Here is a 15,775-nt window from a genome sequence, read left to right as displayed (position 1 = left end):
CGCGCGCCGGTCACGGTGGCGTGTTCAAGCGAGGTCACCGCGCTCCAGCCGAGGCAGCGCGGCCTCGCCGATCTCGCCGCGCAGCGCTGGACGACGGCGGTAGAGGTCGAGCACGTCGGCCAGCAGCCGGGCGTCGCTCGCCAGGTCGCGCGCGCCGACGTCGATCAGCACCGACCCGTCCGCCCCGCTCAGGTGGAGCCGGGCGCCGCGCAGCTGCACGCGCCGTACGTCGTCCCAGCGCGCCGCCCGCTCGCCGCGCGCACCGACGAAGCGCACGCCGTCGGGGTCCAGCACGAGGTGGCTGTACCGCGCCCGCCCGCTCCACGCGCGCACGGCGGCCGGCAGCGCAAGCGCGGCCACGACCGTCGGGGTCGCGAGCCCGAACAGCGGCAGGTCACCCGCGGTGCCCTGCGCCAGCGCGATACCGGGCGGCACGATCAGCAGGGACGCGAGCGTCGCGAGCCCGCGGTTGACCCACGGCAGCGCGGCCGGCGCCGGGAAGGTCAGCCGCGCCGGTTCCGCCACGACCTCCAGACGCCCCGCGCGGGGGTGACCCAGCACCAGCACCGCCGCGGCCGCACCACCGACGGCGAGGCCCGCGAGGACGACGCCGAGCACCGCCGTCGCCGGGCTCGAGGACGCGATCAGCACGGCCGCTCCCGCGAGCACCGCGAGCGCCAGCAGCACGGTCAGCGCCACGAGCGTCACGACGGCGGAGCGCGGCTGCCCGGCCCGCGCGCTCGGCCGGGCGGGGCGCACCACCCGGCGCTGGGCCGTCGGCGCGGGGTCGGTCACCCGAACGCCCAGTCCCACGCGGCTCCGACCGTGTTGTCCCACGCGTCCTCGGCGAAGTCGGTCGTGGCGTCCCAGGCGTCCGCGATCCCGGCGTCGATGCTCTCGCGCACGTCCTGCGGCACGAGCCCCTCGTAGGCCCACTTCGCGCCTGCGCCGACGGCGACGGCCGCGCCGCCCACGACCAGGGCCGTGCCCCAGACGGGCAGGGTGACACCGGCCAGCGCGATGATTCCGACGGCGGCCGCACCGCCGGCGACGCCGCCCAGGAACTCGACGCCCACCGAGCTCGGCGACTCCCCTGCTGCGATCTGGCTGCCGGCCAGCACGACGTCGAGCGCCGTGCCCGCGATCGGGAGCACCCGGCCCGCGCGGCGCAGGGCCTCCGCCGCCTCGGACAGCTCGCGCGCCTCGATCCGCAACCCGGTGGGGCCGGCGGCCGCCGCTGCCGCGCGCACGGCGGGGTTGCCCGAGCGGAGCTGCCTCTTGAACTCGGCGGCGTCCTCCGCCATGGTCGCGGACCGGTCCTGCAGCTCGATGACGTTCGTCTGCCACTGCCGCTCGTTGTAGTCGAGGTAGGTCGTGGCCACGGTGGTGTCCTGGTCCGCCAGGAACCCCAGGAGCTCGCTCGCGGGCGTGGTCGGCACGTCCACGATGAAGGCCGTCAGGTTGTCCTGGACCCACGTCTCGAGGTCGCCCCACCGCGTCCCGACGTCCTCGGCGATCTCGTTGAACAGCTCGACGCGGTCCAGGTGGTCCTGCCAGTCGTCCCACAGCGGGTCGTCGCGGTCGGTGGGGCAGTACGGGAGCGTGGAGGTCGGCGGCTCGATGGTCGTCGGCGTCAGCGTCAGCCCGGCGCTCGACGCGGCGTCTCGGTGGTCGGCGATGTAGCCCTCGAGCCGTTCGAGCTGGCCCGCGTAGGAGCGCAGCTTCTCCGCCACGTCCTTCATCAGACCCTCGACGTCGTCGGCGGCGGACATCGCGAGCGAGAGGGTGCTGCGGTAGGCGTCGCCCGACGTCGAGATCCAGTGGCCCCCGCTGTAGCCGAACAGGTTGCGCATGTCGCCGGAGGCGTCGTCGACGGCGTCGGAGGCGGTCGGGTCGAGCCACTCGGCGGCCGCGCGGACCTCGGAGTGCTCACCCGGGACGCGGGTGTCGATGCTCATTCGCCCATCAGCCCCTCGAGCAGGGGCAGGAACGCCTCCCTCGCCCCCTCGTCGGTGCGGATCGCGTCGTTCGCGATGTCGGTCATGATGCCGCCGATCATCGTGTTGATGTCGGCCACGGCCCCCGCCTCACCAACCGCCAGAGCGATCATGACCGCGACCTCGTTGGCCGCGATCCCGCCGTCGACCGAGCTCGGGACGCCGTTCAGCGCGGTGTGCAGCGTCTCCCCGACCTCCTCGTGGGTGCCCGCGTCGCGGAGGGCGAGCTCCGGGTCGATCTCGATGCTCATGCGATCGCCCCGTCCCGTCGGTACTGCACCGGCACCTCCATGTCGAAGATGACGACGTCGAAGGGTTGGCGGGCCTTGATGTCGCCCAGCTCCGCGGTCTTCACGAGGACCCACGGCTGGTTCTCGCCGCACAGGGTGGCGAGGCGGTCGAGCGCGGTGTACGCGAGCACCGCGAGCCTCCCGTCCTTCAGCTCACGGATCTCGACGCGCGTCTCCTCGGGGCTCGAGGTGCGGGCGAGCGGGAGGTAGAGGACGGGCGGCGGCGTCGGTCGCTCCGTGGCGGTGGCGGGCGGGCCGAAGGCCGGGGGGACGGCGTGGTCAGACATCTCGTGCTCCGTCGATCGGTGCAGGGTGGGCGAGCATCCGAGGTTAGGCGACCGTCACAGCCGGGTGGGGGATGGATTCGCGTGCCAGGATCGAGCATGGACGAGTCCGCACGCGCCGCCCTGACCGCACTGCTGCAGCACGAGCCGGCCGACGACGACGTCGCGGACCTCGGCAGTTCGGACCGCTCGCACGTGGTCCGGGTGCGCACGCGCGACGGCGACACCGTCGTCGCCAAGGCCTTCACGGGCGAGGACGCCGAGACGTCCTACCGCCGCGAGGTGGCTGGGCTCCGGCACCTGCCGCGCACCCCGACCCTGCTGGCGCACGACGACGCCGCGCGGCTCGTGGTGATGACCGACGCCGGGCGCGACGCCACGCTCGCCGACCTGCTCGGGGCCACCACCGGGGCCGGCGGTGATCCCGATGCCGCGTGGGCCGCCGCCATCTCGTGGGCGGGCGCGCTCGGCGACGCCGCAGGACGCACCGCCTCGCGCATCGACGCGATCCGCGCGGACCTCGACGGGGTCCCGGTGTACGACCCCGCACCGGCGCTCCGCGCGGGTGCCGCGGCGCTCGCCGAGCTGGCGGGGGTGGAACCCGCCGCCCTCGAGGTGGACCTCACCCGGATCGACGCGCTGATCGGCAGCGTCGGTGCCGAGGTCGCGTGGCCCACCGACACGTGCCCGGACAACGCCGTGCAGACCCCGAACGGGTGGATGTTCCTCGACCTCGAGGGCACGGACGTCAGCCACGCCGCGCTGGTCGCGGCCTACCCGCACCTGCCGTTCGCGACGTGCTGGTGCGTCTTCGACCCGCCGCCCGACCTCACCGAGCAGATGCTCGCCGCCTTCACCCTCGCGCTTTCCGGCCACGCCCCGCACATCACCGAACGGCCCGAGTGGCTCGACGAGGTGCGGATCGCCGCGGCGGCGTGGATCCTGGCGACGACCGCGTGGCTGCTCCCGAACGCCCGCGACGCCGACGGTCCGATCGGCCCGGAGGGGCGCCCCTCCCCCACGCGGCGCCAGCTGCTGCGCTCGCGGTGGCGCTGGCTCGCGGAGCACGTGGGCGAGGCGCTGCCCGGCCTCGCGGCGGCGGGCGCCGGAGCGGTGGCCTGGGCCGCGACAGCCTGGGCCGACGAGCCGACCCTCGGCCCGTACCCGGTCTTCGCCGATCGGGACGGCGACGACGCGAAGGGCGACATCCCCGAGCACGAGTAGCCCCGCACCGCGATCCGGGGGGCGCTCGTGGGGAAGTTCCGGACGCTTCTGACGTCCGGAACTTCCCCACGAGCGCCACCCGGTGCGTGATTGCGCTGGACCGGCCTGGGATGATGGATCGCGAGATGACCGACGCGACCCCGCCCCCACCGACCGCCCCGAGGGCGGTACCCGTCCGACGAACCGTGGGGACGAGCGCGGGAGCGGTGACGGCCGGACCGGTGAGCGTCGACGCGGGGGCGAGGGCCGCCGTCGTCCCGGGCGGGGTCGAGGGCGTGGACGGGACGGCGAGCGCCGTGAGTCGCGCGAGGGCGGAGAGCGCACCCAGCGGTCCGGGCGCGACCCCCGCTCGCGCGGCGCCGGACGCGGCGGCCGTTCCGCCCCGCGGCCCCTGACGCCCGAGCAGGTCGAGGCGCGCCGGGCCGCCGTCCCGGCGATCACCTACCCCCCGCAGCTGCCCGTGACGGCGCGGCGCGAGGATATCGCGGCGGCGATCCGGGACCACCAGGTCGTGGTCGTCGCGGGTGAGACGGGATCGGGCAAGACCACGCAGATCCCGAAGATCTGCCTCGAGCTCGGACGGGGCGTGGCGGGCACGATCGGGCACACGCAGCCGCGACGGATCGCGGCGCGCGCCGTCGCCGACCGCCTCGCGGAGGAGCTGGGTGGGGAGCTCGGCGGCGTCGTCGGCTTCCAGGTCCGCTTCACCGACAGGGTCAGCCCGACGACGCTGGTCAAGGTCATGACCGACGGCATCCTGCTCGCCGAGATACAGAGGGATCCAGCTCTGTCGCGCTACGACACGATCATCGTTGACGAGGCGCACGAGCGCTCCCTCAACATCGACTTCATCCTGGGCTACCTGCGCCGCCTGCTCCCGCAGCGCCCCGACCTCAAGGTGATCATCACCTCGGCGACGATCGACTCAGGTCGGTTCGCACGCCACTTCGCGCAGACCCCGGACGGCCTCGTCCCCGCCGACCCGAAGCGCGCGGCCGTCGGCGCCGGCGCCGACGTCGAACCGGCCCCGGTGATCGAGGTCACGGGCCGCACCTTCCCGGTCGAGATCCGCTACCGCCCCCTGACCCCCTCCTCCCTCCCCCTCGACGACGGCGACCCGACGGACGAGGACGAGCCGGGCCGGGGCGCGCGCGACGATGGCGGGCCTGGCGGGAGCCCGCGAGGAACGAGCGGGCGGATGGCGGCGCGCGCGCCCCGGCCCGGCTCGTCCGGACCCGGCCCCAGGAACACCGAGGACGACCTCGACCAACCGACAGCGATCGCCCGCGCCGTCGACGAGCTCGCCGCCCTCGGCCCCGGCGACATCCTCGTGTTCTGCTCCGGCGAGCGCGAGATCCGCGACGCGACCGACGCCCTGCGCGAGAGCCTGGGCACGCGCTTCACGCACCCCGGCGACCGCAGCACGGTGCCGGGTGCGATCGAGGTGCTGCCGCTGTACGCGCGCCTGAGCGCGGCCGAGCAGCACCGCGTCTTCGAGTCCCACCCCTACCGCCGCGTGGTCATCTCCACGAACGTCGCGGAGACGAGCCTGACGGTGCCGGGGATCCGCTACGTCGTCGACACGGGTCTGGCGCGCATCTCGCGCTACTCCCACCGCACGAAGGTGCAGCGGCTGCCGATCGAGCCGATCTCGCAGGCGAGCGCCAACCAGCGCTCGGGCCGCTGCGGGCGCGTGGCCGACGGCGTCGCCATCCGCCTGTACGCGGAGGAGGACTTCGCGGGGCGCGCGGAGTTCACCGAGCCGGAGATCCTGCGCACCTCGCTCGCGAGCGTGATCCTGCAGATGGCCGAGCTGGGGCTCGGGCTCATGGAGGACTTCCCGTTCGTGGAGCCGCCGGAGGTGCGGGCGATCCGCGACGGCGTCAACCTTCTCACCGAGCTCGGCGCCATCGCGGTGGACGAGAAACCTCTCGGCGAGGGTCAGCAAACCTCTCGCGGGGTGGGGTTGACGCACGTGGGGCACCAGCTCGCGCAGCTCCCCATCGACCCGCGGCTCGGGCGGATGCTCATCGAGGCGCAGCGGATCGGGTGCGTCAGCGAGGTCATGGTGATCGTGGCCGCGCTGTCGGTGCAGGACGTCCGCGAGCGCCCCGTCGACAGGCAGGAGCAGGCCGACGCCTCCCACCGCCGCTTCGCCGACGTCTCCTCCGACTTCCTCGGGCTCCTCACGCTCTGGGACTACCTCGGCGACCAGCAGTCCGTCATGGGCTCCAGCGCGTTCCGCCGCACGTGCCGCGCCGAGTTCCTGCACTTCCTGCGCGTGCGCGAGTGGCAGGACGTGCACGGCCAGCTGAAGCAGCTGGCGGGCGCCGTCGGGATCCACCCGGAGCGGGGCGCGAGGATCGACGGCGAGCCGGAGGCGGGCGTGGTGCGTCGCCGTCGCGTCGACTCCGACGGGGTGCACACCGCCATCCTCGCCGGCCTCCTGAGCCACATCGGCAGCTGGGACGAGCGCAAGCGCGACTACGCGGGCGCGCGCGGCACCCGGTTCGTCCCGTTCCCCGGATCGGCTCTGGCCCGCAAGCCCCCGGCGTTCGTGATGGCCGCCGAGCTCGTCGAGACCTCGCGCCTGTTCGCCCGGACCGCCGCACGCATCCAGCCCGAGTGGGCCGAGAAGCTCGCAGGCGACACCGCGAGGCGGACGCACTCCGAGCCGTACTGGTCCAGCAAGCAGGGCGCCGCGATGTGCCACGAGAAGGTGCTGCTCTACGGCGTCACGCTCGTGCCGGACCGGATCGTGCCCTACGCCAAGGTCGACCTCCCGCTGGCGCGCGAGATGTTCATCCGGAACGCGCTGGTCGACGACGCCTGGACCACCCACCACCGCTTCGTCGCCCGCAACCGCGAGCTGCGCGCCGACGCCGTCGAGCTCGCCGAGCGCACCCGGCGCCTCGACCTGCTGGCCGACGACGAGGACCTGGTCGAGTTCTTCGACGAGCGCCTGCCCGAGCACATCGCCACCGCGCGCACCTTCGACGCGTGGTGGAAGGACGCCCGGCGCGAGACGCCCTACCTGCTCACCTACACCCCCGACCTCCTCGCGCCCGGGGCCGCCGACGTCGACACCTCCGGGCTGCCGGAGACGTGGACGCAGGCCGTTGCCGGCGCGGGGGCAGGCGGCATCGAGCTGCCGCTCACCTACCAGTTCGCCCCCGGCCAGGACGCCGACGGCGTGACCGTCCACATCCCGCTCGCCGTCCTCCCCCGCATCCGCCCCGACGGGTTCGACTGGCTCGTCCCCGCCCTCGTCCCCGAGCTCGCGACGGCGACCATCCGCGCCCTGCCGAAGCCCGTGCGCGTCCAGCTCGTCCCCGCGCCCGACACCGCCGCGGCCGCCCTCGAGCGGCTCCCGGACTGGGCCGACGTCGCCCCCGCTCCCGACGGCGCCCCCACCTTCCCGCAGGCGTTCGCCCGCGCACTGCGCGAGGTGCGCGACGTCGTCGTGCCCCCCGAGGCGTTCGACGGCGTCGCCGAGAAGCTGCCCGCGCACCTGCGGATCACGTTCCGGGTCGTCGGTGAGCGCGGGCAGGTGCTCGAGGAGTCGCGGGACCTGCGGTACCTGCAGCGGCGGTTGGCGGCGCAGTCGCAGGCGGCGGTGCAGTCGGCCGTGCGTCGGGCGCTTCGGGAGGCTTCTTCGGAGGGGGCGGTCGGGAGTGGGGCGGACGGGACGCCGGGACGTGCGTCGGGGGGCGGACGGGAGGAGCCGGAGTCCTCGGCCGCCATCCGCGACGGGTCGGCTCGTTCCTCGCGCGACGCGTCGCTCCCGCCAGGCCCACCATCGTCCGAGGACTCCGGCTCCTCCCGTCCTTCAGGTGGGTCCGCCGGATCACCTGGGGTGGGGAGTGGGAGTGCTGGGGTGACCTCGGTTGGGGGGTTGACCAGCGCTGGGGCTGTGGAGGTTGATGTCGTCGAGTCCTGGGAGGGGCTCGGCGGTCGGGTAATCCCGCGTGAGGTGGCGACCGTCGTGGGCGGGCTCGAGGTGCGGGGGTATCCCGCGCTCGTGGTGGAGGAGGCCGCGTCCGGGAAGAGGGCCGGGCGGGTGGCGCTGCGGGTGCTGTCGCAGGCCGAGCTCGCTCCGGCGTCGCACGCCGCGGGGGTGCGGGCGCTGCTGCTGCGCGACCTCGCGCTGTCGGAGTCGCGCGTGACCTCGCGGTGGACCGGGCGCGAGGCGCTCACGCTCGCGTCCTCGCCGTACCGGACCACCGCCGACCTCGTGCACGACGTGCAGGCCGCCGCCGTCGCCGCCCTCACCCAGGGGGTGGATCTCGGTGCGGTGCGCGACGACGTCGCCTACCGCACGGTGCGAGCCGACGTCCGCGGGGCGCTCGAGGACACGGTCTACGGCGTCGTGGCACGGGTGGTCGAGGCGCTCGTCGCGCACCGCGAGCTCGAGGCGGCCGTGAAGGGGGCGACGTCGATCGCGCTGCTCGCCACGCTGCAGCAGATCCGCGAGCACGCCGCCACGCTGGTCTTCCCGGGCTTCGTCGCCGCGACGCCGCCGGAGGCGCTGCGCCACCTCGTGCGCTACCTGCGGGCCGACGGCGTGCGCCTGGCCAAGGCGCAGGAGAACCCCGCGCGCGACGCGACCCTCGCCTGGGAGGTGCAGGAGCTGACCGACGCGCTCGCCGTCGCCGACGCCCCCACGCTCACCCCTGCACGCCGCGCCCGTGCGGCGGCCGTGCGCTGGCAGATCGAGGAGCTGCGCGTCTCGCTGTTCGCGCAGCAGCTCGGCACGAGTGCACCTGTGTCGGCCAAGCGGATCCGCAAGGCGCTCGCCGAGGTGTGACGCCGAGCGTCAGACCTCGTGCGGCGGGAGCGGCGTGCCCGTGAAGACCCCCGCCGGGTCGTAGCGCCGCTTCACCTCGAGCAGCCGCTCGAGGTTCGCGCCGTAGGCGCTCGCGACCTGGTCGACGCGGTCGCGACTCAGGAAGTTGGGGTAGCCGCCCTCCAGGGCGTGGGGCTCGAGCGCCGCCCAGACCTCCTCGACCCACGCCCGCTGCGGTGCGCCGTCGCCGTCCGCGGGCCAGCCCGCCGAGATCTCCAGGACCACGTGCGGGTCGCGCCGGCCCACCGCCGAGTCCGACGGCGGCACCCGCGTCGCGGCGCCGTGGAACGGGCGCAGGCCCACACCGATCCCGGGCCCGGGGCCGCGCTCGAGGGCGCCGGCCAGGAGTGTCGCGACGGCGTCGTCCACCTCCGCGATCGTCCGGGTGGCGATGTGCCACCCCATCCCCGCAGGCACCTGCTGGTCGAACTGCTCGAGGAGGGCCGGCTGATCGATCGGCGCGACGGTGTCCGCCACGGCCTCGCCGAGGGCGCGCACGCGCTCGAGCGCCTCCTCGGCGCGCGCGGGGTCGCCCGACCAGACGGGAACGACGAGGAGGCCCGGCCCCGTCTCGGGCACGACGGTCAGCTCGAGCAGCACCGTGAGCTCCTCGGGGCAGTCGGCCAGCAGATCCGCGAACCGCGACAGCACGCCGCGGGCACCCTCCCAGGGCAGCATCAGCACGCCCCCGACCAGACCGTCCCCGGGGTGCAGCCGCAGCGTCATCTCCGTCACGACGCCGAGGTTGCCCCCACCGCCGCGCAGCGCCCACAGCAGCTCGGGGTCGTCCTGCGTCCGCACCACCACACCGTCGGCCAGCACGACCTCGGCCGCCACGAGCCGGTCAGCCGCCAGACCCGCTGCTCCGAGCAGCGGTCCGTAGCCCCCGCCCAGGGTCAGGCCCGCGAGGCCGACCCGACCCGCCGTCCCGGTGACGGCGAGCATCCCGTGCCGCGCGGCCTCGGCCGCGAGGTCGGCCGCCGTCGCGCCGCCCCCGACCGTGGCGAGGTCACCCCGCACCTCGACGCCGCGCATCCCGGAGAGGTCGAGCACGACCTCGCCGTCGACCGCCCGGCCCAGCCAGTCGTGACCACCACCGCGCACGGACACCGAGGCGTCGTGCTCGACGGCGACGGCGACGGCCTCGGCGACCTGGTTGGCCGAGGTGGGCCGCACCACCGCCCGCGGTGTCGCGACGACCGCGCCGTTCCACACGTCCAGCGCCGCGACGTGGGCGTCCTCACCCGGCTCGTGGACCGTCCCCGCCTCCAGGCGGTCACGGAGGTCGGTCGTCAGGCTGTCTCGGGTCACGGGGGTCCTTCCAGGGGCGAGGTCGCACGGGTCCGCCCAGTCAAGACCGTGACGTCGCGGCACGGTCAAGTCCCGGTTCGAGCCCCGGCCCGACCCCGGACGCACGACGACGGCGGAGCGCGAGGTGCGCTCCGCCGTCGCGGCGGGTGGGATCAGCCCTTGTTCAGGTGGTCCTTCAGCTTGTCCCCGCCGGTCTCCACGTGCTGGTCGACCTGGTCCGGGGTCTTCTCCTGGACGGCATCCACACCCTTGTCGATGTGCTCGTCGGCCTTGCCGCCGCCGAGCGCGTCCTTGGCCTTGCCGGTGATGTCTCCGAGTCCCATGACGGTGCTCCATCTCCGCCGCGCCACGACCGGCCGTGACCCCCTGTCACGGGCCGGGCCCCGAGGGCTGCGCGACCTCGACCACCGTAGGACGCCGGCGGCGCACCTGGCCTGGGTCGTGCGGCCGGCCAGGGCTACGGCTGCTTCTTGTCCAGGAAGTTCTTCGCGGCCTCGGCCGCGCGGTCGACCTTGGCGTCGACGTCGTCGGACGTGCGGTCCTTGATCATCTCGGCGGCCTTGTCGATCGCGCCGTCGGCCTTGCCGTCGCCGAGCGCGTTCTTCGCCTTGGCGATGATGTCGTCCAGAGCCATGCTGACCTCCCGTGTCGGGTCGCACCGCACGTGTGGGCGCGACGCCGTGAGCATAGGCCCGCGGGCTGGGTGTCGGCTGGACGGCGAGACCGACGGCGTCACACCGCCCGGCGGAACACCACGCTCTCCCACGGTCGCAGGACGATCCGGCCCTCGCCGTCGGGCCGGGCGGCCTCCGCGTGCGAGGCGACGGCGACGTCGTGGAGATCCGCTCCGCCCTCAACACCGATCGCTGCGAGGTCGACGGCGAGCTCCCCGCCCGAGAGGTTCGCGAGCACGACGAGCTGGGAGTCCTCGGTCGTCCGCGTGAACGCCCACAGCGACTCGTGCTCGGGGGCGAGGAGCGCGAACGCGCCGTCGACCACGACCGGATCGGTGTGGCGCAGCTCGATCAGGCGGCGGTAGTGGTGGAAGACCGAGCCCTGGTCCGCGCGCTGGGCGCGGGCGTTGGTCCGCTCCCAGCCCGGCGTCATGGCGATCCACGGCTCGCCCGTGGTGAAGCCGCCGTGCGGCGAGTCGTCCCAGGGCACCGGGGTGCGCGCGTTGTCGCGGCTCTGCGCGGCGAGTCCGCGCAGGACGTCATCCGCGTCGAGGCCGCGGCGCTCCGCGTCGGCCGCGTAGTTGAGGCTCTCCAGGTCGCGGTACTGCTCGAGCGCGGTGAACCCCGCGTTCGGCATCCCGAGCTCCTCGCCCTGGTAGACGTACGGCGTGCCGCGGTGCAGGTGCAGCACCAGCGCGAGGGTCTTGGCGGAGACGACGCGGTGCTCGCCATCGTCGCCCCACCGGCTCACCGCGCGCGGCTGGTCGTGGTTGCCGAGGTACAGGGAGTTCCAGCCCGTCTCGGCGAGACCCTCCTGCCAGCGCGCGAGGTTCGCCTTGAGGTCGGGCAGGTGCAGCGGTCGCGGGTCGAACTTGCCGCCGGGGCCGTGGTCGAGCCCCACGTGCTCGAACTGGAACACCATGTCGACCTCACGACGCTCCGGGTCCGTGTACTCCCTGGCCTGCTCGAGCGTGACGCCGGGGGTCTCGGCGACGGTCAGGTACGTGCCGGGGAAGGCGTCGAAGACCTGCTCGTGCATCTCGGCGAGGAACGCGTGCATGCGCGGGCCGTCGACGTACTGCGCCGAGCCGTCGCCCCACCCGTCGGGCCGTTCCGGTCCGTCCGCGAGCGCCCCACCCGGACCGACGCGCTTGGAGATCAGGTTGATGACGTCCATGCGGAAGCCGGCGACGCCGCGCGCCAGCCACGAGCGCATCATCGCGTAGACCTCGGCGCGGACCTCCGGGTTCTCCCAGTTGAGGTCGGGCTGCTTCCTGCTGAACAGGTGCAGGTAGTACTCCCCCGAGGCCTCGTCGTACTGCCAGGCGCTGCCCGAGAAGAACGAGCCCCAGTTCGTCGGCTCGGCGCCCGGCTCACCCGGGGTGGTGCCGGGGCGCGCGGGGCGCCACCAGTACCAGTCGCGCTTCACGCTGTCGGCGCTCGAGGCGCTGTCGCGGAACCACTCGTGCTCGTCGCTCGTGTGGTTGACCACCAGGTCCATGACGATGCCGATGTCGCGCTCCGCCGCCTCCGCGATGAGGTGGTCGAGGTCGTCGAGGGAGCCGAACAGCGGGTCGACGTCGGTGTAGTCGGAGATGTCGTAGCCGTTGTCGTCGTGCGGCGAGCGGTAGACGGGCGAGAGCCACACCACGTCGACGCCGAGCTCGGCCAAGTGGTCGAGTCGGCTCGTGATGCCGGGGATGTCGCCCACGCCGTCGCCGTTCGTGTCGGCGAAGCTGCGCGGGTAGACCTGGTAGACGACGGCGGTGTGCCACCACGGGCGCCTCGTCTCGCGTCGGCGGTCGCGGCGGCTGGTCCTGGTCTGCGACGCCGCGTTCCCCGGGGGCGCGACGGCGTCACCGGGGGTGGGATCGAGGGCGTCGGTGCGTTCGGTCACCGGCCGATCCTCCCACCGCGCCCGGCTCTGCGGTGGGACGTGGCGGCCGTCCCCCTCAGGGTCTGCGCGGGCCGCGGCGCAGGACCCGTCCCGATCAACGGCCACGAGCCTGTCCGAATGACGAGATTTCCCGGGGGTGATCCGTCATCGATGAGGCCCTGCGCACGGTCGCTCGCACGCGCGCCATCGCAACGGTCGGCGCGATCTTGACCGGCTGTTGAACGGCGCGCCGCTGATGTCACGGACATGTCTCGGCCTGACTGGATCACTGGACCGCATCCAACAACGCTTGCTACCCATGGTTTTGCCAAAACACTCACTGAACCTCTACTGAGAGCAAGGAGAGCATCGTGCGCAGAGCCACACTGGGCCTGACGGCGGTTCCCGCCGCCGCAGCCGTCCTGTTCGCCGTCGCGACGCCGGCGGGTGCCGACCCCGACACCCCGGCGGCAGCCTCGCCGGATCCGACGGAGGCGACCGCCGAGGTGACGAGCAACGTGCCCGCGGACCTGCTGGAGTACGCGACCGCCGTCGACCTCGCCTACCCCGAGGTCTCGCTCGTGTGGGACGAGGGCGCGAGCGCGCTGCGCGTCGTGCTCGACCCCGGCGCGGACGCCGTGGAGGCGACCGCGCTCGCCGTGGAGCGTGGCGTCGAGGCGGAGGTCGTGGTCGAGGAGGCCATCTACGGCCAGGCGGAGCTGAAGCGGGCGGCCTCCGACCTCGTCGCCTCGGGCGGGGCGACCTGGGCGGCCCCGAGCCCCGCCGGGAGCGGGCTCGAGATCGGCGTCGAGATCGCCACCGCGCAGCAGGGAGGCGACTCGCCGTCGTCCGCACCGCAGTCCGAGGCACCCGCCGAGACGCCCGCAGGCATCCCTGTCGAGGTCGTGGAAGAGGCTCCGGTCGAGCTGGCCTCGCGGGATCTCGACAGCTCCCCGTTCTCCGCGGGGGCCGACATCTCCCGCCTCGGCGACCAGCCCGGTCGCATCAACCTGTGCTCGACGAGCTTCGCGTTCACCCACACGCTCGCGGGCGGCGCCACCGAGGAGCGGCTGTTCACCGCCGACCACTGCGGTGCGACCGGCCAGACCTGGCACACCGGTCGCAGCCTGAGCAACCCCGTCGTCGGCACGATGACCGCCCCGGCACCGGGCGTCCCGAATGCGGACATCGCCACGATCGGCGGACAGGACTACGCCGCTCGCTCCTACCGTGGGCCGAACACCTCGGCGGAGACCCTTTCCGTGTCCGGGTACTCCACGGCGATCGTCAACTCGACGCTCTGCTACTCCGGCGCCCCCAGCGGGACGGTCTGCGACAACCGGGTGCAGAACGTGGGGCTGACCATCGACTACGGCTCGGGCTTCGTCTACGAGAACCTGACGCGCACGACGCAGGTCGCGGGGATCCCGGCAGCCGGCAGCGGCGACTCCGGCGGACCGGTCTACGCGCTCACCGAGGACGGGCGAGCGAGCGCCGTCGGTGTCATCAGCGGAATCTCGAACGGCGGCTCGCGATGCTCGGGCGACCCGTCGTCCCAGAGCCGCCAGTGCAGCCGGACCGCATTCTTCGCCCCGGTCGACGAGTACTTCGCCAACAACCCGCAGGCCAGCATCCTGACCTCGAGCTGACGAGACTCGACCCCCGACGAACGGGTCCGGACCACCGCGGTGGTCCGGACCCGTTCCTGGTTCCAGCCGTGGATGTCAGACCCCCTGCCTACTCTCGGAGCACGACATCGCACACGCGTTCGAGAAGGGGATCGGGACATGAATCTGTTCGAGGCCAGGCGGCTCGCCGTCACCCTGCTGCACCACCACCGGCTCGAGGGCTGGCGGGTCGAGTTCAGCCGCGCCAAGACCCGGTCGGGCCAGTGCCGGCACGAGCGGCGCGCCCTCGTGCTCAGCGCACCGCTCGTCGCCGTCATGTCCGAGCACGAGGTCACCGAGACGGTGCTGCACGAGATCGCGCACGCCCTCGTCGGTCCGGAGCACGGGCACGACGGCGTGTGGCGCGCCACCGCGCAGCGCATCGGTGCCACCGGGCGGGTCTCGCTGCACACGTCGGCCGCCGCGCCCCACGACTGGGCCGGCACCTGCCCGCGCGGCCACGTCGCGCAGCGGCACCGCCGCCCGGCGCACCCGATGTCGTGCGGCGACTGCGCCCGCGAGTTCGACGTGACCGCGATCGTCACGTGGCGCTACAAGGGGCGCGACGTCCCGATGACGCCCGCCTACCGACGGGAGGAGGCCGCGCTGCGCGCGGGGATGGCGACATCGGCGTGAGCGGGTCGGCGCGAGCCTCGTGCGGCTGACGCGCCCGTCGGAGCGTCCGGTGGCGGGACCGCCGCACGGGTGACGACGTAGCTCACCACGCCCGTCGCGGTGACGATCACCGCCCACCACGGGAACCCGGGCCCCGTCGGCGGGAGCGCCACCTCAGCCTGCCCCTCCCCCGGCACCGTCGGAGCGTCCACCCGTTCACCGCGGACCAGCAGGCGGTGGGTGTTGACGCCGACCGGTGTGCACGTGATGAGGGTGACGAGGTCGGTGCCGTCGGTGACCTGGAGGCTGTCCGACTCCTGCGGCAGGACCTCGAGGATCTGGTCCACGCGGTAGTGGAGCGTCTCACCGAGGACGTGGATCTCGAACCGTGAGCCGGGTCCGAGACGATCCAGGTCGTCGAAGAGCGTGGCGCCGATCTGCCCGGAGTGCGCCGTCAGCACGCTGTGGGTGCTCGCACCACCGACCGGGAGCGAGGAGCCGAAGATGTGCCCGACCCCGCGGGTCAGCGCCCCCGGGTCCGTCCCGTGCAGCACGGGCAGGTCGACGTCGATCTCCGGGACGAGGAGCCGCGCCATCGGCTCGACCCCGGGGACCGCGAGCTTCGTGTAGTAGTCGGCGACGTAGTCCCCGACGGCGGTCTGCTCGACCACACCGTCCGGTCGGAAGGGATCGCGGAGCGGCCCGCGCGGCAGCCAGGCGTTGTACGCGTGCGCCTCCGCCAGCAGCTCCGCCGCCGAGGCGTCCGGGAGCGCCGCCACCGCCTCGCCGTAGCTCGCGACCTGCCCCGTCTGCACCCGGGCCGTGAACCACGACGCCGCGGACGGGTACTGCAGCACCCCTACGCCTCCGACGGCGATGGCCACGACGAGCCACTGCTGCCACGACATCCGGCGGCGCCGCACCACAGGCCCGACACCGCGCACCGACGTTCGCCCCGTCGCGTGACGCGGTGCCCGGACCGCACCGACCC

At 74.0% G+C, this 15,775-nt stretch carries 13 protein-coding genes; 4 read left to right on the top strand and 9 right to left on the bottom strand.

Translation table 11 applies throughout. The annotated features are described in order from the left end of the window. Window positions 1-24: 24 nt before the first annotated feature. From QQK22_RS16180 to QQK22_RS16165, 4 genes are read right to left on the bottom strand one after another with little or no spacing between them, the layout of a single operon-like run. Window positions 25-795 carry a PH domain-containing protein gene (locus QQK22_RS16180; RefSeq protein ID WP_284252060.1) on the bottom strand — a complete coding sequence of 257 codons (771 nt, stop codon included), beginning with the start codon at window positions 793-795 and terminating at the stop codon, window positions 25-27. Then, complete coding sequence (locus QQK22_RS16175) at window positions 792-1,958, bottom strand: hypothetical protein (protein ID WP_284252058.1); 1,167 nt, start codon at window positions 1,956-1,958, stop codon at window positions 792-794. The genes QQK22_RS16180 and QQK22_RS16175 overlap by 4 nt, the downstream gene beginning before the upstream one ends. Continuing rightward, window positions 1,955-2,248, bottom strand: coding sequence for a hypothetical protein (locus QQK22_RS16170; protein ID WP_284252054.1), 294 nt, complete (start codon window positions 2,246-2,248; stop codon window positions 1,955-1,957). The genes QQK22_RS16175 and QQK22_RS16170 overlap by 4 nt, the downstream gene beginning before the upstream one ends. Then, window positions 2,245-2,574: an SAV_915 family protein gene (locus tag QQK22_RS16165; protein ID WP_284252052.1), complete on the bottom strand. Its 330-nt coding sequence runs from the start codon at window positions 2,572-2,574 to the stop codon at window positions 2,245-2,247. The genes QQK22_RS16170 and QQK22_RS16165 overlap by 4 nt, the downstream gene beginning before the upstream one ends. Before the next feature lie 96 nt (window positions 2,575-2,670). On the opposite strand from QQK22_RS16165, the gene QQK22_RS16160 reads away from it, so the two are divergent. Together QQK22_RS16160 and hrpA are read left to right on the top strand one after the other, a co-directional pair. Further along, window positions 2,671-3,795 (top strand): hypothetical protein, encoded by a 1,125-nt coding sequence (locus tag QQK22_RS16160; protein WP_284252049.1) that lies wholly within the window; start codon window positions 2,671-2,673, stop codon window positions 3,793-3,795. Window positions 3,796-4,255: 460 nt separating this feature from the next. Further along, window positions 4,256-8,602, top strand: coding sequence for an ATP-dependent RNA helicase HrpA (hrpA, locus tag QQK22_RS16155; protein ID WP_284252047.1), 4,347 nt, complete (start codon window positions 4,256-4,258; stop codon window positions 8,600-8,602). 9 nt (window positions 8,603-8,611) lie between these two features. Here the strand turns inward: hrpA and QQK22_RS16150 are convergent, their stop codons facing one another. The 4 genes from QQK22_RS16150 to QQK22_RS16135 all read right to left on the bottom strand — a co-directional run bounded on the left by QQK22_RS16150 (window position 8,612) and on the right by QQK22_RS16135 (window position 12,523). Continuing rightward, on the bottom strand, window positions 8,612-9,952 hold the full coding sequence (locus QQK22_RS16150) for an FAD-binding oxidoreductase (protein WP_284252045.1): 1,341 nt from the start codon (window positions 9,950-9,952) through the stop codon (window positions 8,612-8,614). Between the two features lie 152 nt (window positions 9,953-10,104). Continuing rightward, window positions 10,105-10,275: an Rv0909 family putative TA system antitoxin gene (locus QQK22_RS16145; protein WP_284252043.1), complete on the bottom strand. Its 171-nt coding sequence runs from the start codon at window positions 10,273-10,275 to the stop codon at window positions 10,105-10,107. A gap of 134 nt (window positions 10,276-10,409) precedes the next feature. After that, window positions 10,410-10,586 (bottom strand): Rv0909 family putative TA system antitoxin, encoded by a 177-nt coding sequence (locus QQK22_RS16140; RefSeq protein WP_284252042.1) that lies wholly within the window; start codon window positions 10,584-10,586, stop codon window positions 10,410-10,412. 98 nt (window positions 10,587-10,684) lie between these two features. Then, entirely contained in the window at window positions 10,685-12,523 is a 1,839-nt protein-coding gene (locus tag QQK22_RS16135; RefSeq protein ID WP_284252040.1) for a glycoside hydrolase family 13 protein, read from the bottom strand. 350 nt (window positions 12,524-12,873) lie between these two features. Here QQK22_RS16135 and QQK22_RS16130 point away from each other — a divergent pair, with 350 nt between their 5' ends. Further along, entirely contained in the window at window positions 12,874-14,151 is a 1,278-nt protein-coding gene (locus tag QQK22_RS16130) for a trypsin-like serine protease (RefSeq protein ID WP_284252038.1), read from the top strand. A 138-nt stretch (window positions 14,152-14,289) separates the two neighbouring features. Beyond that, a complete protein-coding gene (locus tag QQK22_RS16125; protein ID WP_284252036.1) occupies window positions 14,290-14,805 on the top strand; it encodes a SprT-like domain-containing protein in 516 nt (171 codons plus the stop codon). Here QQK22_RS16125 and QQK22_RS16120 read toward each other — a convergent pair. Then, window positions 14,754-15,692: a class C sortase gene (locus QQK22_RS16120; protein ID WP_284252034.1), complete on the bottom strand. Its 939-nt coding sequence runs from the start codon at window positions 15,690-15,692 to the stop codon at window positions 14,754-14,756. The two genes, QQK22_RS16125 and QQK22_RS16120, sit on opposite strands and share 52 nt — an antisense overlap. Window positions 15,693-15,775 lie beyond the last annotated feature (83 nt).

The sequence above is a fragment of the Litorihabitans aurantiacus genome (assembly GCF_030161595.1).
Taxonomy (GTDB): Bacteria; Actinomycetota; Actinomycetes; order Actinomycetales; family Beutenbergiaceae; genus Litorihabitans; species Litorihabitans aurantiacus.
This window is presented reverse-complemented; position numbering and strand designations above follow the sequence as displayed.